Here is a 24,956-nt window from a genome sequence, read left to right as displayed (position 1 = left end):
TTTCCTCCATCTCTTAATCATATCAAATTTTAAGAGTTTTCGCTATGCTTTTCGAAGGCCTGAGGCTTCTCTTCCTCAGTCGTGGTCGGGTGGTCTGTGGCCGAATCTGGAGCCTGCTTCTCCTTTTCCTTCTTGTCGGTTTTTTTCTTTTCACGAGGAGGTAGAGCAAAGGTGAAATGATAGCTTCCCCCATCTTGTAAGTGACTCGTTACGTTGGCAAAGCCCGATTTTTCTTCCAAATCGACTCGACCAGTTGAGAAGGTTATGGTTTTTTCTTCCCGATCCCAAGTATCAATCGCCAATTGAGCTTGCGCATAAGCCTGGATCCGGTGCTGACTAGCAAGGAGGATCCGTCTCTCTGCCACTTGTCTGTTCAGGTAAAACTGAAGCAAGAGACTAAAAACCGCCGACATAAAAAGGGCATAAAGAAGGATCCCGGCCTCAATCTGCTTCTTTTTTATCCTTTTCCACCACACGGTAGACCACCTCCCTTTCTAATCCTTCTGCAAAGCGAAGTTGAATAGACACCAAATCCCCTCTTTTTTCAATCAAGGCGGATTCGACTCCGTCTATCATCGGTTGATAGCCACGGCCAGTCGCATCTGTCTTTCGGATATCTCCCCCTTTAGCCAATCCAATGGCTATGGGTTTCTGATCCTGAACAAGATAGAGTTTATTGTCTCTGACCTCTTCAAATTGGCTACGAGATAATTCAATGTCCAGTTGGTCCTGAAAGAGCAACCACTCTTCTTGCTTGATTTGACTTTGGTACTGGAGCTCTTGACGCAAGAGGCTTGTCAATCCTTGAAACACCAATAAACCACCGCTAATGACGAGCAGGGCAACCAAGGCTTCCAGTAAAGTAAAGGCTGGAACTTTATTTCTTTTCAACAGCAATCACAACCTTTCCTTCTTGGTAGACCTTTAAGGACTTAGCCGATTTCTCCACTTGAACACTGACCTGATTGATGGTTAATTGATCCTGCCTTGTCTGGATGGCCATTTTTGCGACTCGCAAGACTTCTGCTTGCCTCAATTCTTCTAAGCGTTGCTGTCGTGACTGGCCCAGCTCTCCCAGAACAAGGGTCGTTAGGACGCCGAACATCGCTAGGGCGATTAGCCCTTCTAACAAGAGACTAGCGGGGAGCTGTCGATTTCTTAATTTTTCCATTCCCAATTGCCAACTGATAGGTCACCACCTCTTTCTCTGTCTGAAATTGAATCTTGGTCAAGCTTGAATTGCCTCCTGCTGGATCAAACGTTAGTTGCTTCTCTTTAATCAGTTTCACCCCTTTTGGAAGTGGCAGTTCTTGATAGGGGCTGTGAACCCCCACATGGTCGATGGAAAGGAGGGTTCTTTCCTCTCTTGCAATGCTCATCTTTTGTGTCTCTTGATAGACCCGTTCAAATTCTGAGAAAAACAATGTTTCTTCCACCTGCCCAAAGCCCTGATGAACTGATCCAGCTAGCAGCCAGCATAAAAGGCTGACGATACCTAGAGTTAGTAAGCTCTCTAGAAGGGTAAAAGCCTTAATCTCCAACCGCACGGTGATCACCTGCATTCTTCACATAGTGAGCACGGTAGGCTTCTGCTTGTTTTTGAGTGATTTGTCCTTCTGCGACAAGCTTAGAAAGACTGGCTTTTTCATTCTGATGATTGAGTTCATAGAGCTCAGCCTGACTCTCCACAACTTTGACAACTGCTCGATTTCCTGTATCCGTTACCGAATCTTTCTGCTTGGTCAAGTTCGGAACAAAGAGCAAGAGAAGAACACTAATAATCAGCAAAACAACTAGCATTTCAATCAGCGTAAAAGCTTTTACTTTGAGTGTACGCAATGATTTCATAAAGGAACCTCCAAATTTTCATAAATAGGCAGCAACATGGCTGCATAGAGCAAAACAATCATAAGGGCGACAAAGACAAAGACCAGTGGTTGGACGACATTCATAGCCTTGTTCAAACGATGGAAAAAGCCTGCCCAGGTCTTGTCTGCGTAGATCTCCAGCTCACTACCGAGCTTGGACTTGGCCTCTCCATATTCAATCATGAGGGCCAACTCTCGCTTAAAGAAAGGATAGGTCTGAATATGGTCAGAAAAAGAAGTCCCCCGAGCCAAGGCTACTTCCAAATCCTGTCCAATCTCACGAAACAGACGGGAACGTTGCCCCTGCATCATAGGAAAGATTTGATTCAGCTCCAACCCTTGGGCAATCATACTCCCCCATTCTCGAGCATAAAAAGCCGTCAGATAATCCTGTAAGAAGGGGCGAAGAAAAGGAAGGGTAGCCAAAAACGAAACAAGGGCCAGACGCTTGGCTCGACGACCTAGGAAGAGGAGAATCAAAACTCCAATTGCTAGTAACACACTTCCTAACAAAACATACTGGGGAAAGACACTGATCAATCGTGTCGCACCATTTTGACTCTCCAACTGAGGCAAGAGATAGTTTTTCAGACCCAGCATAATGAACATCAAAAATCCCAACAATAGTACTGGATAGGTGGCCACCTCAACTAGTTTCTTTCGAACCTGGGTCAGATTTTCCAGGTAGCTACGGATTTTTTCTAAACTTAAGGTGACATTTCCATGCTGCTCTGCCAGTGCTAATTGAGTCGTTACCTGATCGGAAAAGCCTAGATCAGAAAGAATGGCTGACAAGGGCTTGCCGTTGGCAAGTCCAACTTGCATTCTTTCAACAAAATCTGCCTCTACCAAATGGCTCCGACGTAGGAAGTCGATGACCTCTGATAGATGAAAGCCACTACTGTAGAGATTGTGAAAGAGCTCAATGACATGCTCTTGCTTGGCAATCGATAATTTTTTCGGCCTGCGCCTGATCCAACTCAATATGTCCCGCTTCATAAAGTGTATCAATTTGCTGGTTCCACTTTTGACTGGAATGGTTTTGGTAATCTTGGATGACAAAGTCAGTGACACCTCCTCCCTTTATCAAACGCTGGTAACAGATCCCTTGAAGAACAACCCTTAACTCCTCCTCACTCACCCCCAACTCCAACAGGCGTTCGTACACCCCAGGAATGCTCTTGGCATGGATGGTGGAAAAAACTGTCACACCTGTCAGACTAGCCCGAATAACTGCACGAGCTGTCTCCGTGTCGCGTATTTCTCCGATAAGGAGAAGATCCGGACGATGGCGCAAAGAAAGTTTAATCAAGCTATCGTAGGTCATGCCAATCGCTTCATTGAGTTGCAATTGCAGCATTTCTTCTTGCTTAATTTCTACCGGATCTTCAATCGACATGACTTGTTGCCCCGAAAATTTTTTCTTGGCTAGGGCATGCATCAGTGTCGTCTTCCCCGATCCGACTGGACCCGCAAATAAGTAGAGCCCCCGCTTACTCACCTTCTCTTCTAGCTCTTGCAGTTGATCGAACCAGAAACGGAGCTCCCGGTCCTCATTGTGGAGCAGGCGAATGACCAAACTTTCATATCCCCTATAGTCCCCCACTGTGGACAAGCGTAAGGACAAGACCTTATCTCCTAGAGAATAGTCACAGGAGCCTAACTGACTCCTCCGCCTCTCCCCCACGTTCATCCCTGCCATAAATTTAAAATGGCTGATGACCGCTACCATTTGTTCTTGCGAATAAGTCTCAATAAACCGTCTCTCATCCCCAACCCTTAGAAAGAGCTGATAGTCTGACGCTCGAGGAACAAAATAAATATCCTGAGCTTCGGCACTCGAGGCCATTCGAATAATGGATTGTGCAATTTCTTGAACCATATTTCCTCCTTTCACTATATAATTCGCAAATAAATAGCCAACTAGCACTCGATTTGGAAAAAAAGTAAAAAAAAAAGAAACTCAACTACATATTGAATTTCTCTTACTATAACTGATTTGTCTCGTTGTCTAGCTTACAAGAGCGATGAGCCGTGTGAGCATTCTCCTTTTCGTAGCCTGGACGGCGCTTGCTTCTCGGAATCTGCTGGTCATTCTCTAATAGGGCAACCGAATGGTACTGCTGCACATATTCCGCACATTCTTCACACCAGCGGCGATCCTCAGGATCCCAAAAAATTGTCATTAAATCACTTCTACTTTTAAATAATGGAGATTGCTCTCTTAAAAGTAACCATTGGCGTTTGTAATATTTTAGGGCTTCATAATAGTCATCAAATCTTTGACTAGCGACAATGTCCTTCTCCCAATCTTCTAAAAACCACCAGGGTTCGAAATCCCCATACATTTCAATCACTTGATACATGTTTCTCTCCGTCCTTTGTATCCAATATTATATATAAAATCCTTTGATAACAAAAGAATTCTGCTTATGAAAGAAAGATAAAGTAAATTTTCCGAACATTTTCATGCTTTTCTTTCAAAATCTCCCCTTATGGAGGAGAGAAAGGCTATTTTTTGACAAGAAAAAACTGAGAACCTAAAGTTCTCAGTTTTTCAAATGATGATCCATTAGAACAATTGAAGGGCAATCATGGTTGTCATGGTTGCATCGTAATAATTTTCTGTTGATAGATCTTGCATAAAGATAAACTTGTTCTGCTGCACCAATTTGAGATAGCCATCTCCATTTTCAGCCGCATAAGATACCGGAGCAATGAAGCTAGCTGCTTGGTACTGATGAAGGGCATTGCCTTTCAGATCATAGCCTGCATAGATATTCCGTTGCTTCATGAAGAAATCCAGCATCTTCTTGCCCAATTTTTGACTGGTCTTGTCCTGGCTTTGAGCCAAGTTGTATGGCAGACGACAAGCATTGTAAGAATAAGCACCATCGTACTTGGATTCGATGGTATCTGGATCCGCTACACGCGCTCCTTGTTCATCTACCCACATAAAGTCTGGCAGAAGGCCTGTTTTAGTTTGTGAACTGATAGCGTCAAGCTGGGCCAACATCTTCTCTTTAATACTTAACCATTGTTCATTTCCAGTCAACTCATAGAAGGATTGGAAAAAGGATGGAAGGGTATCAGAGGTTCTCATCAAGTGATAGAATTCGGAATCTTGATTGGCCCAATTCCCAACGGTCAAGACACCCGTTGTCTCATTGTAGTTGTACTTGAGAATATCGTCCAAGATAGCCTTGGCTTGCTGTTGATAGCCTTTACCTTTTTCAGGCCACTGTTTTGCTGCCTCCATCAAGGCATAGGCTATATATAGATCACCATCCGTCGCATTTTGATGCTCAGATGAAAGCTCCCCTTTTTTGATGATTTGTTTCCAAGCCATTAATTGGGTATCGTCTAAGCGATTGTTTTGATAATACCGATACAGACGGTCAAAATCCTCTTGATTGGCTAGGTCTTTCTTGGCAGCCTCTACTGTGATTAGCATGCCATAACCTTGCGCTTCTGATAAGACAACCGTTTCTTGGTCACTGTTAGTCGTACGAACATAGGACTGTTTTCCATCCGTCACGAGGTAGTGTTCCGTCCATTGACGATAGAGGCGGTTCCGCATCTCCACCTTGCTTCTTGTCCGAGCCAAGAAGAGAGTCAAACAAAAGACTGCCAGGATGACCACAAACCATAAATATTTCATTTTTTTTGTTCTCATAAGTCCTCCTAACCAGCAAACCGTTTCGTTTTCACCCACTTGGTTCCTTCACGGTGAAGCAATTTATCCATGATGATGGATGAAATCGAATCAATCGAAACAATGATAAAGAGTTGGGAATAGCTAAAGTAGGCTGCTAGGGCCAACCAAATCTGTTTCACCGTCGCCTGACCAAACTGAGAAGCCATGGCAATGTTGATTTGCAACAAATACAAACCAATCATTAGCACCCAGTTAAAGAGCATCAATTGGGCAATGTAGATATTTTCGGAGTCAAAAGCAAAAGGAATCTGTACACCCGGAGCAAAGAGATGGATAAACATGGCAAGGACATTGGCAAAGAAAATCAAGTCTGACAAGACAATCGCTGCATTAAACCAGAAGAAAATACATGAATAGTTGAAGACCTCTAGTTTTACCCGCCAGTTCCCTTTTCCGAATAAGTGTTTAAAGTTGGAAAGTACAACCTCGTAGTTCCCTTTTGCCCAACGTTTCCGTTGCATGTAGTAGGTTTTTAGGGTCTCTGGCTCTTGTTGGAAGGCTTCCGAGTTGTAAGCCAAGGCGATCAGTTTTCCGCTTTGCATAATCTTGAAGGAAATATCCGTATCTTCCGTCAAGGCACCATTCTTCCAACCACCGATACTTTTGACAAATTCTGTTTGGATAATAAAGTTGGTCCCTGGAATCCGTCCGATTTTGAAGAGATTCCACATCCCGACGTGGTGAACCCGTTGGGTCACGACGATTTCTTGGTTGATACAGCGCGTCAAGAAGTTCTGGTTAGCATTTCTCGTCTTATTGCGTCCAAATGAAGCCACATGACGTTCTGGATCTTTAAGAACTTCCTTAACCAAGAAATAAAGAGCATTTTTCTCAGGCATAGCATCTGCATCATAGACACAGATATAATCTCCTGTCGCCATCTTCAAGGCATCATTTAATACTCCAGCTTTCCCACCTGTACCGGTACGGTCAATAATGGTCACGTCACGTCCAGCGTATTCCGGAAGGGCCTTGACAGCCAAACACTCCTCATAGGTACGATCCGAGCAGTTATCTGCAAAGAGAAGCAACTCCACACGATCATGAGGGTAATTCATATCCAAAATCGCCTTAGCAGTTTGAGCAATGACCACATCTTCATTGTGGGCAGGTACCACAATGGTTACTTTAGGATAATAGAGAAGCGGGCTCGTATCCACTCGAAAATCACTGTGTTTCAACCAGAATTGAACCGCTGAAATCAAGATTACCAAGCCCCAGGCTAGAGATAACCAGATAGAAATCAAGGTGAAAATCATTAAAATTTGACTGATCATGGTCCACCGCCTTAAAGTTTTTGTTTACCCGATGGTAGATGACCAAGTAGGCAATGAATAATGCACAGAAGCACACCGCAAAGAATAGACTAATCCCTAAGGCTAGCCCAAAAAATAGATTTGTAAGAGTCATCGGTTCCTCCTAATATTCCACAATAATATCCGTTTCAAGTTGACATTTCAAGTTACTAATAGCTTCCTGGTAGCTATGGAATTTCGTCCGATTGGTCGAATCCACCACCAAGTATCCTTTTTGAAATTGAATCGCTTGATTACCGTCTTCTCCCTTAAAGACCAAAGATTCCAATTGATTTTTTAAATACAACTGATAATATTCTTGCAAATTTCGTTGCTGACTATTCGTAAGTACTAGAAAATTGCCATCTGAAACATAATAAAGTCTCTCATCTTGTATCAAATGGTGGCCAATCAGATAATGAATTTGGTTCAGCGTCCGATTGTACTCACGAGGATGAATTTGATAGAAGAGTTCCTCATGAGACCAATGGATCAAGAGGGCTTGTAATTTCTGTTCCTGTTGAACACCCATGTGTTCCAGCAAGCCACGGTAGGCAACTTCAGCGTCTTCTTCTTGGTTTTGAACCTTTGCAACTTCTTTAAATAAATAGTAGCGAATTTTTGATAGTATTCCAATCAGAATAGGGAAAGAGAAAAGCAATAACAGTGCCTGGTTTGCAGGGATATACACGACTCCTGCTACCAGAAAGACAATTCCTAAACCGACTGAAATTAAAATCGTCCAGGTCAGCAGCAAATTGGATAAGACAAGAGAGGCAAACAAGGCTAACACAAGAAAGAGAGCTTCCTCAATAATAATTTCCCGTGCAAAGAATAGACAGTATATCAGGACGGCCAATACAAAGCCGACTAAAATAAGCATCCAGTCTCCTAAATGATTCCTTTTTTTCATTCCTAAATCTCTCCCTCCATAAATTCAGATACCGAGTCAACGAGGCCATAATAGTGCTGAATAGCTTGAACAATCCGCTCAGATGCCTTCCCATCTCCATATGGATTTCGAGCTGAAGCCATTTTTTGATACAGATCTGGGTCCGTCAACAGAGCCGTCATTTCTTCCTTGACGCGCTCAGGATCCGTTCCGACCAATTTTAAAGTTCCAGCTTTGACACCTTCTGGACGTTCGGTCGTATCCCGAAGGACTAAGACAGGCTTGCCTAAGGAAGGGGCCTCCTCCTGAACTCCTCCCGAATCAGACATAATAAAGTAACTTCTCGATGCTAGGTTATGAAAATCAAAGACGTCCAAAGGAGCAATCAAATGAATACGGTCGTGATCTCCTAAGATGTCCTTAGCCGCCTCTTGAACAGCCGGACTGAGGTGGACTGGATAAACAACCTCCAACTCCGGATGAGCATCTACCATTTCTCTCAAGGCAGCAAAGACAGCTCGCATCGGTTGGCCTTGGTTTTCCCGACGGTGCATGGTCACTAGGACCAGTTTCTTCTGTGGATCTAACTGATCAAGCACCTGGTGGTGATAATTCTCTTGCACGGTTAATCGCAGGGCATCAATCGCCGTATTCCCCGTAATGAAAATGGACGACTCTGGATGATGTTCCATGAGAAGATTGGCCTTGCTTTCACTGGTTGGGGCAAAATAGAGATCTGCTAGGTTATCCGTCATTTGACGGTTCATTTCCTCAGGGAAAGGCGAATACTTATCGAAAGTTCTGAGCCCCGCCTCTACATGACCTATACGGACTTGATTATAAAAAGCAACAAGACTGGCTGCAAAAGTCGTCGTTGTGTCCCCATGGACCAAAATCATATCCGGTTGCATTTCTTTCACGACTGGGTCAAATTTTTCAAGGATTTTAGCCGTAATATCTAGAAGAGATTGGTTTTTCCCCATAATATCTAGATCGTAATCCGGTTGAATACGGAAGGTCTCTAGCACTTGATCTAACATTTGACGATGCTGAGCAGTCACTACTGTAATCGTTTCAAAGGTCTCACTTTGCTTTTGAAGCTCTAAAACCAGGGGAGCCATTTTAATCGCTTCTGGGCGCGTTCCAAAAACAACCATCACTTTAATCTTTTTCATCATCTCACCTTTTTAATCTTGTGAATTTTTTAACAAAATCGACAACGCTTTTCCCATCCATTCTACCTTCAATAGCTTCAAAAGTCAAACTATCTCAATGCTTTCGTAATACATTTAATCGAATTTTAATAATCCGTAATTTATATGTAACATTCGAATCTTTCGAACCCTTAGAACCCTTGAAATAGCTGGTTTTTATACTATTTTTTTTAAACATTCAAACGTTTATGAAGTTTCATTTTCATTACTAAAGTATTCATTATTTTAAATATATATTTATTTTTGCGCATATTTTTAAACTGATATTATAGGAAAAAGCGGTGCCTATATGGTTATTTTTAGGCATAAAAAGAAGCCTTACTGAAGATCAGTAAAGCTTCTTTTAGGGTTAATTTTCTTCCACTACAATTGGTTCAACAGTTTCAGTTGCTTCTTCTGTAACAGGAACTTCTTCGATAATTTCGACTTCATTGACTGCTTGTGGTTCCAAGTTACGGTAACGAGCCATACCTGTACCAGCAGGAATAATCTTACCAATGATAACATTTTCCTTGAGTCCAAGGAGATGGTCTTTCTTACCGCGAATCGCTGCGTCAGTGAGGACACGAGTTGTTTCCTGGAAGGAAGCCGCTGACAAGAAACTATTGGTTTCAAGAGAGGCCTTGGTGATCCCCATAAGGACTGGACGAGCCGTTGCAGGAACCCCACCAGAAATGACCACATCACGGTTAGCATCTGTAAAGTCTGTAATATCCATGAGGGTACCCATGAGAAGGTCTGTATCTCCTGGATCCATAACACGAACCTTACGGATCATTTGACGCACCATTACCTCGATGTGTTTGTCACCGATTTCTACCCCTTGGCTACGGTATACTTTTTGTACTTCCGCAAGGAGGTAAGTTTCAACTGATAAGACATCACGTACAGCAAGGAGACGTTTTGGTTGGATTGAACCTTCTGTCAATGCTGCACCACGAGAGATTTGATCGCCAACCTCTACACGCATACGGGCTGTAAATGGTACCACGTATTCGCCTTCGCCAGTTTCACCTTTAACGAAGACTTTCTTAGTACGAGTTGAAGCATCTTCTTCGATTGCTGTAACTTGTCCTTTGACTTCTGTGATGACCGCTTCCCCTTTAGGATTGCGGGCTTCAAAGATTTCTTGGACACGAGGAAGACCCTGAGTGATATCGGTATTTGAGGCAACCCCACCCGTGTGGAAGGTACGCATTGTAAGCTGTGTACCAGGTTCCCCGATAGATTGGGCAGCGATGGTTCCGACTGCTTCACCAACTTCAACCGCATCACCAGTCGCCAAGTTGATACCATAACAGTGACGGCAGACCCCATGACGAGTGTTACATGTAAATACGGAGCGGATAGTTACTTCTTCGACACCAGCATTGACAATTTCACGTGCTAGGTCTTCTGAAATCAAAGTATCTGGACCAACAATGACTGCACCTGTTTCAGGATGTTTGACAGATTTCTTCGTATAACGACCTGTTAAACGCTCTTCCAATGGTTCAATCATTTCTTTGCCATCGGTAATCGCACGGATCACGAGTCCACGGTCAGTTCCACAGTCATCCTCACGGATAATGACGTCTTGGGCAACATCAACCAAACGACGTGTCAAGTAACCTGAGTCGGCTGTCTTGAGGGCCGTATCGGTCATCCCTTTACGAGCACCGTGAGTAGAGAAGAACATTTCGAGTACTGACAAACCTTCGCGGAAGTTTGAAAGGATCGGCAATTCCATAATCCGTCCGTTTGGAGCAGCCATCAAACCACGCATACCGGCAAGCTGTGAGAAGTTTGAGATGTTACCACGAGCTCCAGAGTCCATCATCATAACGATTGGATTCTTCGGATCTTGGTTATCTACCAAGCGTTTTTCCAATTTCTCACGTGCTGCACGCCATTCAGCTGTAACGGCATTGTAACGCTCATCATCTGTAATCATCCCTTTACGGAACTGTTTGGTGATTTGTTCTACACGTTTGTGAGATTCTTCAATGATTTCAGCCTTATCTTCAACAACTGGAATATCGGCAATCCCCACTGTCAAACCAGCAAGGGTTGAGTGGTGGTAACCTAAGTCTTTCAAACGGTCCAAGAAAGCAGATGTTTCTGTTGTACGGAAGCGTTTGAAGATTTCCGCGATGATATTTCCAAGATTTTTCTTCTTGAATGGAACGTTTAATTCCAATTGTTCAATCGCCACTTTGACATCTTGACCAGGCTCCAAGAAGTACTTAGCTGGAACACCTTCTGTCAAGTTGGCATTATTTGGCTCTTGGAGGTATGGAAGTTCTGCAGGCATGATATCGTTAAAGAGAATCTTACCAACTGTTGTCAAGAGAATCTTGTGTTGTTGAGCTTCTGTCCATGGTTTGTTCAAGCTATCCGTCGCAATTCCGACACGTGTATGCAAGTGAACATAACCATTGCGAAGGGCCATGACCGCTTCATCGCGGTCTTTGAAGACCATTCCTTCGCCTTCACGACCAGCTTCTTCCATAGTAAGGTAGTAGTTCCCCAAGACCATATCCTGAGATGGGGTAACAACTGGTTTACCATCTTTCGGGTTCAAGATGTGCTCAGCAGCCAGCATCAAGATACGGGCTTCTGCTTGGGCTTCTTCTGAAAGCGGTACGTGGATGGCCATTTGGTCACCGTCAAAGTCGGCGTTGTAGGCTTCACAGACAAGTGGGTGCAAGCGAAGAGCTTTCCCGTCAATCAAGACTGGCTCGAAGGCTTGGATCCCCAGGCGGTGGAGGGTCGGTGCGCGGTTCAAGAGAACTGGGTGTTCTTTGATGACTTCTTCTAGGATATCCCAGATACGCTCATCGCCACGTTCCACCAAGCGTTTAGCGGCTTTGACGTTTTGCACGATATCACGCGCAACGATTTCACGCATGACAAATGGTTTGAAAAGCTCGATGGCCATTTCACGTGGCACACCACATTGGTACATCTTAAGGGTTGGACCAACGGCGATAACGGAACGTCCTGAGAAGTCTACCCGTTTCCCGAGCAAGTTTTGACGGAAGCGTCCTTGTTTCCCTTTGAGCATGTGGCTCAATGATTTAAGTGGACGGCTACCTGGTCCTGTGATCGGACGACCTCGACGGCCATTGTCAATCAAAGCGTCAACCGCTTCTTGAAGCATCCGTTTTTCGTTTTGCACAATGATACCAGGAGCATTCAACTCAAGCAAACGAGCCAAACGGTTGTTCCGGTTGATCACACGACGGTAAAGGTCGTTCAAGTCAGAGGCAGCAAAACGGCCACCATCCAATTGGACCATCGGACGAAGATCTGGTGGAATAACAGGAAGGATGTTGAGAACCATCCATTCTGGTTTGTTTCCAGATTTGTAGAAGGCATCTAAGACATCCAAACGGCGAACAGCCTTCACACGTTTTTGACCAGTTGCAGTCTTCAATTCTTCTTTCAAGACAGCAATTTCAGCTTCCAAATCCACTTGTTTCAAGAGGTCTTGGATCGCTTCTGCCCCCATCTTGGCAACAAAGGAACCTGGTCCGTATTCACGCAAGCGTTCACGGTATTCGCGTTCTGTCATGATGGATTTGTGCTCAAGCGGTGTATCTTTTGGATCGATAACCACGTAAGCTGCGAAGTAGATGACTTCTTCAAGGGCACGAGGACTCATGTCCAAGGTCAATCCCATACGAGAAGGGATTCCTTTGAAGTACCAGATGTGTGATACAGGAGCTTTCAACTCGATATGCCCCATTCGTTCACGACGAACCTTGGCACGTGTTACTTCCACACCACAGCGGTCACAAACAATCCCTTTGTAACGGATTCGTTTGTATTTTCCACACGCACATTCCCAGTCTTTTGTAGGACCAAAGATGACTTCATCAAAGAGACCTTCACGTTCTGGTTTCAATGTACGGTAGTTGATTGTTTCAGGTTTCTTGACCTCTCCATAAGACCATGAACGGACCTTGCTTGGAGAAGCTAGGGTGATTTGCATACTTTTAAAACGATTTACATCAACCACTATTTCTTACCTTTCTTTATGTTCATTATCGATTGTATGTTCTTTTGCTTTTTGTGAAGGTGAGAAGGACTTTCCTTCACACCTTCAAGCCTAAAGCTTCGAGATAGACAACCTTCTCAGGCTTTCTACTCTCTTGAACTACATATTTTATTAATCTTCTTTCCCTTCAGCTTCGAAAGCTGCGCGAGCTTCCTTAGCTGCTTTTTCACGTGCTTTTTCTAGATCATCTACGTGGATAACATCGTCGTCTTCCCCTTCGTCAAGGTCGCGAAGTTCAACTTCTTTGTCATCTTCATCTAGGACACGCATATCCAATCCAAGTGATTGCAATTCTTTCACAAGTACTCGGAAGGACTCTGGCACACCTGGTTTTGGAATTGGTTTTCCTTTGGTAATCGCTTCATAAGCTTTCAAACGTCCGTTGACATCGTCTGACTTGTAGGTCAAGATTTCTTGAAGGACATTAGACGCACCATAAGCCTCAAGGGCCCAAACTTCCATTTCCCCGAAACGTTGTCCACCAAACTGAGCTTTACCTCCGAGTGGTTGTTGGGTAACCATTGAGTATGGTCCGACAGAACGAGCGTGGAGTTTATCATCAACCATGTGGTGAAGCTTGATCATGTACATGACACCGACAGAAACACGGTTGTCAAATGGCTCACCTGTACGGCCATCGTAAAGAATGGTCTTAGCATCGCTATCCATACCAGCTTCACGAACGGTATCCCAGAGGTCTTCTGAGCTTGCTCCGTCAAAGACTGGTGTTGCGATGTGGATACCCAAGTTACGAGCCGCCATACCAAGGTGAAGTTCCATAACCTGACCGATATTCATACGTGATGGCACCCCAAGTGGGTTCAACATGATATCAACCGGTGTACCATCTGGAAGGTAAGGCATGTCTTCCACAGGAACAATACGGGATACAACCCCTTTGTTTCCGTGACGACCGGCCATCTTATCTCCGACGCGGATCTTGCGTTTTTGTGCGATGTAAACACGAACCAACATGTTGACACCCGATTGCAATTCATCTCCGTTTGCACGCGTAAAGATCTTGACATCGCGAACAACACCATCTCCACCGTGAGGTACACGAAGAGAAGTATCACGCACTTCACGAGATTTATCTCCAAAGATAGCGTGGAGGAGACGTTCTTCAGCAGAAAGATCTTTTTCACCCTTCGGTGTTACCTTACCAACTAAGATATCGCCTTCTTTTACTTCCGCACCGATACGGATAATACCCATTTCGTCAAGGTTTCTGAGAGCATCTTCCCCAACGTTTGGAATTTCACGAGTGATTTCTTCAGGGCCTAACTTAGTGTCGCGCGTTTCTGATTCGAATTCTTCCAAGTGAACAGATGTATAGACATCTTCTTTCACCAAGCGTTCGCTCATGATAACGGCATCCTCGAAGTTGTAACCTTCCCATGTCATGTAGGCAACAATTGGGTTTTGACCAAGGGCCATTTCCCCTTTTTCCATCGATGGACCGTCTGCGATAAAGTCGCCTTTTTCAACGACATCGCCAACTTTTACAAGGGTACGTTGGTTGTAAGCCGTACCTGAGTTTGAACGACGGAATTTTTGGATATGGTAAACATCAAGAGATCCATCTTCCCGACGAACTTCTACCTTGTCAGCATCGGCATAAGTAACCTTCCCATCATGTTGCGCAATGACTGCAGCTCCTGAGTCATGGGCTGCTTGGTATTCCATACCAGTACCCACGTAAGGCGCTTTTGGATCGATCAATGGCACAGCCTGACGTTGCATGTTGGCACCCATGAGGGCACGGTTGGAGTCATCGTTTTCCAAGAAAGGAATACATGCTGTCGCAACGGCAACTACCTGTTTTGGAGATACGTCCATGTAGTCGACTTGATCAGATGGGAACTCTTGGTTGTTACCACGGTGACGTCCCATAACGATCGGCTCAGCAAAACCACCTTTTTCGTTCAACTTAGAGTTGGACTGGGCTACGATGTACTCATCTTCTTCATCAGCTGTCAACCAAACGATTTCGTTGGTGACCACACCTTTTTCACGGTCTACTTTACGGTATGGCGTTTGGATGAAACCATACTTGTTCAAGTGTCCATAGGATGACAAGTTGTTGATCAAACCGATGTTTGGTCCTTCAGGTGTTTCGATTGGACACATACGACCATAGTGAGTGTAGTGCACGTCACGGACTTCATATCCAGCGCGGTCACGTGTCAAACCACCAGGCCCTAAGGCAGACAAACGACGTTTGTGGGACAACTCAGAAAGTGGGTTGTGTTGGTCCATGAACTGGGACAATTGGGAAGAACCAAAGAATTCTTTGATTGCTGCAGTTACTGGACGGATGTTAATGATTTGTTGAGGTGTTAATACTTCGTTATCTTGAACAGACATCCGTTCACGAACGTTACGTTCCATCCGTGAAAGTCCAAGACGCACTTGGTTGGCAAGCAATTCACCAACGGCACGAATACGACGGTTTCCAAGGTGGTCGATATCATCCACGCGGCCAATACCTTCAGCCAAGTTAAGGAAGTAGCTCATCTCAGCAAGGATATCAGCTGGAGTGATGGTACGAACCTTATCATCTGGATTAGCATTGCCGATGATAGTGACAACGCGGTCTGGATCCGTTGGTGCCACAATCTTGAATTTTTGAAGAACGACTGGTTCTGTCAATACTGCTGAATCATTTGGAGTGTAGACAATCTTGTTCAAATCACCGTCCAAATGTTCTGAGATGCTGTCGATGACATCGCGTGTCATCACGGTACCAGCTTCTACAAGGATTTCTCCTGTTTCAGCATCTACCAATGGTTCTGCAATCGTTTGGTTCAACAAACGGTTCTTGATATTGAGTTTCTTATTGATCTTGTAGCGACCAACTGGAGCCAAGTCATAACGACGTGGGTCAAAGAAACGGGCTACCAACAAGCTACGAGAGCTTTCCGCTGTTTTTGGCTCACCTGGACGAAGACGCTCATAAATTTCTTTAAGGGCTTCATCTGTGCGAGAATCCATTGGGTTTTTGTGGATATCTTTTTCAACTGTGTTGCGAACCAATTCGCTATCCCCAAAGATATCAAAAATCTCGTCATCCCCAGAGAAACCAAGGGCACGAACCAAGGTCGTAAATGGAATCTTACGCGTACGGTCGATACGAGTATAAGCAATATCTTTTGAGTCTGTTTCAAGTTCTAGCCAAGCTCCACGGTTCGGAATAACCGTTGATCCATAGCCAACCTTACCGTTCTTGTCCACCTTATCATTGAAGTAGACACCTGGTGAACGCACGAGCTGAGATACGATGATCCGCTCTCCACCATTGATGATAAAGGTTCCCATCTCGGTCATGATTGGGAAATCACCAAAGAAGACTTCTTGCGTTTTGATTTCGCCTGTTTCCTTGTTGACCAAGCGGAAGGTTACAAAGATTGGGGCAGAATAGCTCGCATCATGGATACGTGCTTCTTCCAAGGTATACTTTGGTTCTCTGATTTCATAGCCGACGAATTCCAACTCCATTGTGTCTGTGAAGTTCGAAATTGGCAATACATCTTCGAAAACTTCTTTCAAACCATGATCCAGAAAATCTTTAAATGAATCCGTTTGGATTTCAATCAAATTTGGTAAATCAAGAACTTCTTTGATTCTTGAAAAACTACGACGGGTCCGATGTTTCCCGTATTGAACGTCATGTCCTGCCAAAGTTTTAACTCCTTTTCTATACTAGGATACCAGCTAGGGGAAAACCCTCTCTGAAAATCCGGTTTCTAGATCGCTTCTGACCATATCAGAATGGTTCTGATCCAGTCGAAACGATGTTATGAAGGGGGTGTGATCTACATCACGTGAGAAGAAATCTCCTCCGTATCATTCATCCTTTTTGGAATTTTTAGAAAGATTAAGTTTGTGTGACAAGCTCCGTTTTTTCTAAAAATAGGCACAAAAAGAGCAGCTAAATCGACTTTTATAAAGTTTGATTTAACTGCTGTAAGCTTCTATTTGGACAATATTTCAAATAAAGCGCACGACAAATTACTTGTCCTTATTATATCGTATTTTCATAAAAAACACAAGGTTTTCTCTAGACATGAAAACGATTTTATGGTATTGCAACTCGTTATTTTTATCTATTTTGTCCACTAGATGATGAACTAGCTGTCGTGTTCGAACTACTTGGCGTGTTCGAATTGCTTGTCCGGTTGCTATTGCGATTTCCATTGGAAGTATTAGCTGAACCGCCTAGAATTCCAGCCCAGGCACTAGCATAATCACTATCCGATCCACCAATTGCGAAGCGGTAGGTCGTTTGTGGAGCGCCATTTTTAGCCCAATAGCTGGTAACCGTCGCACCCGACACATCGATATCACGACCATTGACATTGACACGACCAGGTCGTTGTCCTGTCGATTTGAGAACAGTCGATGAAATAACACTGCTATCTAAGGTAAAGCGATCTTGCACGCCCCAAGCAGCTGGATCCGCCTGGTAGATGGCATTCGCTAAATAGGCCATGTAACTTGCGTTATTATTGTAGCCTGTCAACGGAGCCATGGAAGCATTGTTGTCATGTCCAATCCAGCCACCTAAGGTAAGATTTGGAGTAGACAGCATGAGCCACATATCTCCATTCTCATTGGTGGTTCCAGTTTTCCCGATCCAATCGGCATTTGCAAGAGTTGGATTGACCTGGCTGATTCGGCTCTTAAAGGTCGTTGTTGCACCAGAGCTGATGACACCTCTTAACAGGTCCTGCATGATAGTCGCAGTTGCTGCTGAGTAGACGCGGGTCGCCTTGCTCTCATGTTGGTAGACCACTTCCCCATTGCGATCCATGATTTTTTCAATCATGTAGCGCTTTTGGTAATTCCCATTATTGGCAAGGGTTTGATAACCATTTGTATGTTGAGCAACGCTTACTTCGATTCCGCCTCCCATTGGCAGACTTTCAATCCCATACTCAGCGATGTCGTAGCCCATTTTTTCCATATAGCCTGGGACATCGACACCCTTTTCACGAAGAGTACGATAGGTCCAATAAGCTGGGATATTCCATGAGGTGTTGAGGGCCTCTCGGAGGTCCATCATCCCAGTCCCTCGGTTATCCACGTGCATAATTGGCTCTCCACTAGAGAAGTTGGTTGGGTAATTGGAGAGGATACTATTGCTTCCCATCAAGCCTTGGTCAATGGCAATTCCATAGGCCAGCAAGGGTTTAATGGTAGACCCTGGAGAACGCTCCGTGTCAAAAGCATGGTTATTTTGATTCCCGTCAAAATTCCGTCCCCCAACAAAGCCAAGAATAGCCCCTGTTCGGTTGTCCATAAGGACATTCCCTACCTCTACCGTACCCGTTCCATCGTCCAAGATACCTCCATAATTGGCAACTGCTTCTTGCATGGCATTGTAGATAGCTTTGTTAATAGTGGTTTGGACCGTATAGCCACCCTCTCTCAATTCTTTCTTCGCCAACTCTTGATAAGATTTAACGGTCGAATTGTTTTTTAGGTCGTGGCTAGAGACGTTGTCTCTCTTGATTAAATACTCATACATGGCTTCTTCCGCTTCACTGACGGCTTGGAAATACAAGTAGTCGTGTGGCGTCTTCTCGATGCCATTTGACGGAAGGAAATCCTTACTTAAATCATATTGACTATATTGGTCGTACTCTTCCTTAGTGATAGCCCCTGTCCGATACATATTGTACAAGACATCCTTTGCCCGATCCAAGCCTAAAGCTTGATTTTCTGGAGTTTTGAGACTTCCATCAGAAGCATAAGGTGAGTAGACAATTGGGCTCTGTGGCAAACCAGCAATAAAGGCCGCCTGTGGAATGGTCAAGTCTTTGGCAGAAACTCCAAAGATCCCTTGAGCTGCCGCTTCTACTCCAGCAATATTTTGTCCACGGTTGTTTCGACCAAATGGAGATACATTGAGGTAGGTCGTTAAAATTTCGTCCTTATCCATTACCCGCTCAAGAGCAAGGGCATCGATAATCTCCGCAGCTTTCCGTGAGAAGGTCGGTGCATCTCCCACAACTTGTTGTTTGATCAACTGTTGGGTCAAAGTTGAACCCCCACTTGAGGAACCTACTCCGGCAACTGAACCTAAAGTCGCCCGGATTACTGCTTTTGGAACAACCCCGTTATGGCTATTGAAATTTTCATCCTCTGTGGCAATGACGGCCTTTTTAACATTATCCGAAATCGCATCCTTTTGAACAGGAATCCGAATGAGGTCACTATCAATATCAGAAATGACACTCCCGTCTGAGTAGGAAATCTTTGAAACACTGGAAATATTTCGTACTTGTTGAACCAGCTGTGTTGGATCCGGTGTTTCTGTCGCATTAAATAGACTGGCCGCATAGCCAATCGCAATCCCTGCTCCAAACAAGAGGCCACCTAAAGCAAACACCAATAACACATCCCAAAGGAGCTTCATGGTTCGGAGAACTGTCGCTACGAAATCTCCTAGTGACCAGCCCTCCTTGTCTTCTTTCTCATTGACTTCAACAGTCATTTTGGCAAAGAAGCCTTTTATTTTCTTCCCGCACTTTGTAAAAAATTCTCTCATTTGACTCACTCTATTTCTCCTTGTCCTTCCTATTATACCAAATGGACTACTTTCTTTTCAATTCCTAAAGTTGAGAACACTGTTTCCAATTGGATTTTTTTCGTCCATTCATTGCTATTTCAAGTCATTATGGTAAAATAGAGAGAAACCATACAGATACTGGACTGTTTTCATCGATCCGGCCAGTAGCTTAGAAAAGGAGAGAACGATGCACATTTTTGATGAGCTAAAAGAACGTGGTTTGATTTTCCAAACGACTGACGAAGATGCTTTGCGTAAAGCCCTAGAAGAAGGACAAGTATCGTATTATACTGGCTACGATCCAACTGCTGATAGTTTACACCTTGGGCACCTTGTTGCCATCTTGACCAGTCGTCGCTTACAATTGGCAGGCCACAAACCTTATGCGCTTGTCGGTGGTGCGACCGGACTCATTGGAGACCCTTCTTTCAAAGATGCCGAGCGCAGTTTACAAACTAAGGAGACTGTAGACGGTTGGGTCACTTCTATCCAAGGGCAATTGTCTCGTTTCTTAGATTTTGAAAATGGGGAAAATAAGGCTGTCATGGTCAATAACTACGACTGGTTTGGCAGCATTAGCTTCATTGACTTCCTTCGCGACATCGGAAAATACTTTACTGTCAACTACATGATGAGCAAGGAATCTGTGAAGAAACGGATTGAAACAGGGATTTCTTACACTGAATTTGCCTACCAAATCATGCAAGGCTACGACTTCTTTGTCTTGAACCAAGAGCACAATGTCACTCTGCAAATCGGTGGTTCTGACCAATGGGGAAATATGACTGCTGGTACCGAATTGTTGCGTCGGAAGGCTGACAAGACTGGTCACGTGATTACTGTACCCCTCATTACAGACGCAACTGGTAAGAAATTTGGTAAATCTGAAGGGAATGCGGTTTGGCTCAACCCTGAAAAGACTTCTCCATACGAAATGTACCAATTTTGGATGAATGTCATGGACGCTGACGCTGTTCGCTTCTTGAAAATCTTTACCTTCTTGTCTCTTGATGAGATTGAAGAGATCCGCAAACAGTTTGAAGCTGCGCCACACGAACGCTTGGCTCAAAAAGTCTTGGCGCGTGAAGTGGTTACCCTTGTCCACGGTGAAGAAGCTTACAAAGAAGCCCTCAACATCACGGAGCAACTCTTTGCTGGAAACATCAAAAACCTTTCTGTTAAAGAGCTTAAGCAAGGACTTCGTGGCGTGCCAAACTACCAAGTACAAGCAGACGAAAACCACAACATCGTCGAATTGCTCGTGTCATCTGGCGTGGTTAACTCAAAACGCCAAGCCCGTGAAGATGTACAAAACGGAGCTATCTACGTCAACGGTGACCGCATCCAAGATCTTGACTATGTCTTAAGTGATGCAGATAAGTTAGAGAACGAACTCACTGTTATCCGCCGTGGGAAGAAAAAATACTTTGTCTTGACTTATTAAAAAGAAGACCTCTGAAACTATGACTTTCAGAGGTTTTTTGGTACACTAGAAGTATCATGACGATCAAACCAAAATTACAACGATTTCAGACCGCAACAGCTTTTGCCTGTCCCATCTGTCAGGAAGCCCTTGACCTGGTCCAACAAAGCTTGACTTGTCCCAACCGCCACTCCTTTGATCTTGCTAAGTTTGGCTATGTGAACTTGGCTCCACAAGTGAAGCCCTCTAAGGACTATGACAAGGAGAGTTTCCAAAACCGGCAACTAGTTTTAGAGAACGGCTTCTACGACCATATCCTTACTACCCTATCAGAATGCTTGTCTCCACTGGACCATCCATCTAACATTTTAGATATTGGTTGCGGGGAAGGGTACTATTCTCGCATCTTACAAGAACGGTATCCAGACCATTCCTTTTACGCCTTTGATTTGTCTAAGGAATCGATCCAGCTGGCTGCTAAGAGCGACCATGAATGGAAGGTCAAGTGGTTTGTCGGGGACCTAGCTCGCCTCCCTCTTTTAGACCAGAGTATGGACCTTCTTCTAGACATCTTTTCGCCAGCGAACTATCAGGAATTTAAACGGATCCTGGCCCCAGACGGTCGCCTTATTAAGGTTATCCCAACACCAAGCCATCTGCAAGAAATTCGTCAGAAGGTTAAGGAGCACCTCGATCAGGCCGATTATTCCAATGAGCAAATTATTCGACATTTCTCTGATCATTTTACGGTTGAACAAAGCCTCCATTGCCAGGAAACTTTCGAACTCACACCAGCATTGCGGGAGGCTCTTCTGAGCATGACGCCTCTCCTCTTTCATGTCGATGCATCTCAAATCGACTGGAGTGATTTGACTCACATCACGATTTCTGCCACTATTTTGGTTGGAAGAAACAACTAACAAACACCCTCCATTGATTGACAAATGGAGGGTCTTTTTTTATGTTTATAGATTAGTCACTTTCCTCTACGCCGATTTGTTGACGGTAGGCTTTGGGCGACTTGCCACACAACTTGCGGAAAACCTTGTAAAAGTAACCGACATTACTGTAGCCGACTTCATAGCAAATATCTTCAATACTTTCAGTTGTGGATAAAAGTAACTGTTGGGCCGCTTTGATCCGTTGTTTATTCAAGAGCTCAGCAAAGGTAGAATTGGTCTCACGTTTAATCAATTGTCCTAAATAAACGGGATTGATATAGAGATCTTTGCTGATATCCTTGAGCGACAGTTCCTTCCGATAGTCACGTCCGATAACTTCCAAGACAGTCGCCACATTATTGTTCATTCGATATTGAGAGAAGAAATTCTCCAATTGGTTCCGAACGCAGGTAACAAGATCCTCGAAAGTCGTTGTCTCATGAACAGTTTTCACAACTTCTGTCAGGTCATCTCCATGCAAGTGTTCAAATAAATGAAAGACATCCATAATGAACTGAATAAAGAGTTGCTTGGCTATCGCCACTTTTGGAGTATGGCTTTTCACGGTTTCTTCCAACCAGTTCAACTCCTCTAAAATCTGTTGGATATTCCCCTGGATGATGACACGGTAGATGGGTTCGTAGTAATTAAAGACGCCATCTTCTTCTTCCAAAGGGAGATCCCCATAAAATAGACTTCGTTCAACAAGCTCTTTAAATTGTTGAAAATGTTCCTTATAAGGTGCTTGGAAACGACGCTGTAGGAAAGCCCCCTCATCCTCATCTGAAAGATAGAGTTGAAGATTTTGTCCCAAGACCTGATAAGACGAACTGGCAAAGCCTTTCCTTTCCTTATCCACTCCAATCCAGAGTTGCTTTCTTCCTCGGATGGCCTGCTCAAACTCTTCTTCTGACCAATCTTCATGAAGGAGCCGATTGGCCGTCTCTTGATCTGGTTTTTTCAGAGTTTGAGATAATTTTTCTAGGATATTCCCCAACTCCACCTTATTGACAGGCTTTAACAGATAGTCTGCTACCCGGAGGTTTAAGGCTTTTTTTACATAAGCAAAATCTTGGTAACCCGACATAATGATATAAGCTGCATGGGGAAGAATAGACTGCATTTGATCAATCATTTCCAGACCAGTTTTTCCTGGCATATTGACATCCGTAATCACAATATCTACTGGATAATCCGCAACATAAGCCAAGGCCTGATCCGCATCCTCTGCTGTGTACACAACCTCCATGTCCCATTTTTCAAAGGGAATCAGTTTTTTCAACCCCTCAGTAATCATATATTCATCGTCAACCAATAAGACTTTATACACGATTTCTTCCTCTTAAGTGTCCTCGATGGTAATCGTATAGAGAACACCTTTTCCTTTTTCTGATGTAATTTGAATGTGGTAACGATCCCCAAAGTAGAGAAGGAAACGCTCGTGGACATTGACAATCCCAATTGATTGTCGTTCCTTACTCTCTTCTACTTCTTCTCGAGGATCCCTATGACTCAATATTTGTTGGATCCGTTGCAACTGGTTCGGTTCCATTCCTCTCCCGTTGTCTTGAACACGAATCTCCACAGCTTCTCCAACACGACGGACTTTGATACTAATGACATTGTCCTTGCGTTTGTGATCAACTCCATGAACAAAATAATTTTCCACTAGCGGCTGAAGAGTAAACTTCGGAATAACCATCTCTTCCAGACCGGGTTCAATTTTAAAGCCATAGGCAATTGATTTTGGATAGCGCACCATACAGAGATAGCTGTATTTTCTACAAAATTCCAACTCATTTTCGATGGTCGTCTCTTTCTCCTCTGAAATATTGTTTCGAAGGAGACTGCTAAATTCGTAAATAATATCGGCTAATTCTTCTTGATCCTGCATGACTGCATACATGCGAATAAACTCCATGGTATTATACATGAAATGCGGATTAATCTGCGCTTGTAAGGCCTTCATATTGGCATCTTTTTGGCTCAGTTGTAGCTGATAGATATCCCGAATAGACTTGTCCATATTGTCCAACATGGTATTGGTCATTTCTGCAACTAGGAGGAGTTCCTGCTCTTTGGTATCCACATTGATCCGTCGCTCAGAGTCCCCCTGGCTGATGGCTTCCATGGTATCTACCAAATCCAACACTTGTCTTTGGTAATTACGGAAAATTCGTTGAAGCAAGAGATACAAGACTAAGACCAGGATTAAGGCGACCGAAATCATCCAGGTAAAACTAAATAAGGCTGTTCGAACCGTGTAAGAGGTCGGAATCCCAACCCAGATTTGATAACCGTAAGCAGTATCCCGCACAATCCACTGACTATGATCTTCTGGATTGATGTCTCCCCTGTGGTAAAAAACCTTCCCCAAGGGATTATAAATCTGGACGGCAACTGGAATCGTGTCTTGAATATTGTCGACAACAGAATCCAAAAGCGCTGGATTGATTTTAATATAAGCCAGTCCAATATCTTCGCCAGTCGTAACATCCGTCAAGGAAACCGGAATCGCTTGTGAACTAGCCACGTATTGATCCGCTGGAACTTGTTGCCCTCCTTTTTTACTTTTACTGGAGACAAAGACCGTTGTGTAGTCATTTAACACCAAATCAATTTCATCCAGGGCGTCGTGTTCCAAGTAAAGAGTCTCAACATTGCGGTGTAGGGAGACTTGAATATAGTTGGAAAAATAATTGTCCAGGCGCCAACTTTCATATTCAGAAGGTGTCATTGAAAAATACTTGTAAACACCTTCAAGTTTGGCTGGATTTTCAACCAGACTCTTCCCCCATTGAGAAGATCTCTTATAAATATCCTCCACCTCAGCAGTCAAGCGAGAGGAAATCAACTGAGCGATTCGATCTGTCTCTGCTCGTTGATTATGCCAATAGACCAACGATACCGTCACACCTAAAGTCGTGATGATCCCCACCATGATATAGGCATAGAACTTCAAAAGTGTTGCTAACCATATTTTTTTCAT

General features: G+C 44.0%; 19 protein-coding genes. 2 read left to right on the top strand and 17 right to left on the bottom strand.

The features are described from left to right. Positions 1 to 29 precede the first annotated feature (29 nt). The 15 genes from comGG to pbp1b form a co-directional block, all read right to left on the bottom strand. Positions 30 to 476, bottom strand: coding sequence for a competence type IV pilus minor pilin ComGG (gene comGG, locus N596_RS08145; protein ID WP_006595132.1), 447 nt, complete (start codon positions 474 to 476; stop codon positions 30 to 32). Continuing rightward, the gene (gene comGF, locus N596_RS08140; RefSeq protein WP_042361447.1) at positions 442 to 894 is read right to left on the bottom strand and encodes a competence type IV pilus minor pilin ComGF; all 453 of its coding nucleotides are present in this window, start codon (positions 892 to 894) and stop codon (positions 442 to 444) included. The genes comGG and comGF overlap by 35 nt, the downstream gene beginning before the upstream one ends. Further along, a complete protein-coding gene (gene comGE, locus N596_RS08135) occupies positions 878 to 1,171 on the bottom strand; it encodes a competence type IV pilus minor pilin ComGE (protein ID WP_042361331.1) in 294 nt (97 codons plus the stop codon). The genes comGF and comGE overlap by 17 nt, the downstream gene beginning before the upstream one ends. Beyond that, positions 1,137 to 1,541 carry a competence type IV pilus minor pilin ComGD gene (comGD, locus tag N596_RS08130; protein ID WP_243635769.1) on the bottom strand — a complete coding sequence of 135 codons (405 nt, stop codon included), beginning with the start codon at positions 1,539 to 1,541 and terminating at the stop codon, positions 1,137 to 1,139. Before comGD ends, comGE begins: the two co-directional genes overlap by 35 nt. Beyond that, a complete protein-coding gene (gene comGC / locus N596_RS08125; RefSeq protein ID WP_023027561.1) occupies positions 1,531 to 1,848 on the bottom strand; it encodes a competence type IV pilus major pilin ComGC in 318 nt (105 codons plus the stop codon). The genes comGD and comGC overlap by 11 nt, the downstream gene beginning before the upstream one ends. Then, positions 1,845 to 2,867, bottom strand: coding sequence for a competence type IV pilus assembly protein ComGB (gene comGB, locus N596_RS08120; protein WP_023027560.1), 1,023 nt, complete (start codon positions 2,865 to 2,867; stop codon positions 1,845 to 1,847). The genes comGC and comGB overlap by 4 nt, the downstream gene beginning before the upstream one ends. Then, positions 2,791 to 3,750 carry a competence type IV pilus ATPase ComGA gene (gene comGA / locus N596_RS08115; protein WP_023027559.1) on the bottom strand — a complete coding sequence of 320 codons (960 nt, stop codon included), beginning with the start codon at positions 3,748 to 3,750 and terminating at the stop codon, positions 2,791 to 2,793. Before comGA ends, comGB begins: the two co-directional genes overlap by 77 nt. Before the next feature lie 106 nt (positions 3,751 to 3,856). Next, complete coding sequence (locus tag N596_RS08110; RefSeq protein WP_023027558.1) at positions 3,857 to 4,234, bottom strand: DUF1033 family protein; 378 nt, start codon at positions 4,232 to 4,234, stop codon at positions 3,857 to 3,859. Between the two features lie 206 nt (positions 4,235 to 4,440). Beyond that, a complete protein-coding gene (locus N596_RS08105) occupies positions 4,441 to 5,544 on the bottom strand; it encodes a family 8 glycosyl hydrolase (RefSeq protein WP_006595140.1) in 1,104 nt (367 codons plus the stop codon). An 8-nt stretch (positions 5,545 to 5,552) separates the two neighbouring features. After that, positions 5,553 to 6,863, bottom strand: coding sequence for a glycosyltransferase family 2 protein (locus N596_RS08100; RefSeq protein WP_023027557.1), 1,311 nt, complete (start codon positions 6,861 to 6,863; stop codon positions 5,553 to 5,555). A 142-nt stretch (positions 6,864 to 7,005) separates the two neighbouring features. Beyond that, positions 7,006 to 7,794 carry a hypothetical protein gene (locus N596_RS08095; protein ID WP_023027556.1) on the bottom strand — a complete coding sequence of 263 codons (789 nt, stop codon included), beginning with the start codon at positions 7,792 to 7,794 and terminating at the stop codon, positions 7,006 to 7,008. A 2-nt stretch (positions 7,795 to 7,796) separates the two neighbouring features. After that, on the bottom strand, positions 7,797 to 8,948 hold the full coding sequence (gene wecB, locus N596_RS08090) for a non-hydrolyzing UDP-N-acetylglucosamine 2-epimerase (RefSeq protein WP_023027555.1): 1,152 nt from the start codon (positions 8,946 to 8,948) through the stop codon (positions 7,797 to 7,799). A gap of 388 nt (positions 8,949 to 9,336) precedes the next feature. Continuing rightward, on the bottom strand, positions 9,337 to 12,990 hold the full coding sequence (gene rpoC, locus N596_RS08085; RefSeq protein ID WP_023027554.1) for a DNA-directed RNA polymerase subunit beta': 3,654 nt from the start codon (positions 12,988 to 12,990) through the stop codon (positions 9,337 to 9,339). Between the two features lie 150 nt (positions 12,991 to 13,140). Beyond that, on the bottom strand, positions 13,141 to 16,710 hold the full coding sequence (rpoB, locus tag N596_RS08080; protein ID WP_023027553.1) for a DNA-directed RNA polymerase subunit beta: 3,570 nt from the start codon (positions 16,708 to 16,710) through the stop codon (positions 13,141 to 13,143). A gap of 421 nt (positions 16,711 to 17,131) precedes the next feature. Then, the gene (gene pbp1b, locus N596_RS08075) at positions 17,132 to 19,582 is read right to left on the bottom strand and encodes a penicillin-binding protein PBP1B (protein WP_258025877.1); all 2,451 of its coding nucleotides are present in this window, start codon (positions 19,580 to 19,582) and stop codon (positions 17,132 to 17,134) included. Positions 19,583 to 19,790: 208 nt separating this feature from the next. Between pbp1b and tyrS the strand changes: the two genes are divergently transcribed. Together tyrS and N596_RS08065 are read left to right on the top strand one after the other, a co-directional pair. Next, a complete protein-coding gene (gene tyrS, locus N596_RS08070; RefSeq protein ID WP_023027551.1) occupies positions 19,791 to 21,047 on the top strand; it encodes a tyrosine--tRNA ligase in 1,257 nt (418 codons plus the stop codon). Between the two features lie 56 nt (positions 21,048 to 21,103). After that, positions 21,104 to 21,946, top strand: a complete 843-nt coding sequence (locus tag N596_RS08065) for a methyltransferase domain-containing protein (protein WP_023027550.1) — start codon at positions 21,104 to 21,106, stop codon at positions 21,944 to 21,946. Between the two features lie 52 nt (positions 21,947 to 21,998). Here N596_RS08065 and N596_RS08060 read toward each other — a convergent pair whose 3' ends face one another. Continuing rightward, the gene (locus tag N596_RS08060) at positions 21,999 to 23,297 is read right to left on the bottom strand and encodes a response regulator transcription factor (protein WP_023027549.1); all 1,299 of its coding nucleotides are present in this window, start codon (positions 23,295 to 23,297) and stop codon (positions 21,999 to 22,001) included. 12 nt (positions 23,298 to 23,309) lie between these two features. Continuing rightward, positions 23,310 to 24,956, bottom strand: a complete 1,647-nt coding sequence (locus N596_RS08055) for a sensor histidine kinase (RefSeq protein ID WP_023027548.1) — start codon at positions 24,954 to 24,956, stop codon at positions 23,310 to 23,312.

It is taken from the genome of Streptococcus ilei (assembly GCF_000479335.1).
GTDB classification, from domain to species: domain Bacteria; phylum Bacillota; class Bacilli; order Lactobacillales; family Streptococcaceae; genus Streptococcus; species Streptococcus ilei.
The sequence above is the reverse complement of the archived record's forward strand: the minus strand, read 5'-3'. Positions and strand labels throughout refer to the sequence as shown.